Origin of the sequence: Bacillus cereus group sp. BfR-BA-01331, from assembly GCF_022663915.1 — a bacterium.
In the GTDB taxonomy this organism is placed as follows: Bacteria; Bacillota; Bacilli; order Bacillales; family Bacillaceae_G; genus Bacillus_A; species Bacillus_A mycoides.
The window spans coordinates 1-388 of the sequence record NZ_JAKUGJ010000168.1; the positions used below are offsets into that span (position 1 = coordinate 1).

Below are 388 nucleotides of genomic sequence, written 5' to 3' on the forward strand. Positions count from 1 at the left end.
AATTAAGCCGCTTGATTATCAGACATGGTACAATTGTAAACGACACCTAATATATCAAAGACTGTTTTCTTCTCATATCGATGAGATTTTCGCCCGTTTTGCTGTAGAAGATTGAATAGGCGATATAGAACCTTTGATAGTTCTTGGGTGTCTTTCTGTATAGCTTGGAAAAGAAGAAGAAAATAATCTCTAATCATATATATGGCCTTATACTCACTCAGTTCTCGTTTCTTTTTCATAAGAAGTAATTGACGCATTTGAAACATGATAGAAGAACAGAGTAGAATGGCAATCAATTGTCCATACAAATGGCACTCCCATCTTTCTGGTTTTATTTTTTTACACTGATGAATTTGAAAGAATGACTTCCACGTTTTAAATAAAATTT

1 pseudogene is annotated in these 388 nt (G+C 33.0%); it reads right to left on the reverse strand.

Annotation, left to right across the window (positions count from 1 at the left end):
- Positions 1–2 precede the first annotated feature (2 nt).
- Positions 3–388: pseudogene (locus tag MR155_RS31490) on the reverse strand (IS4 family transposase); the annotation flags it as partial.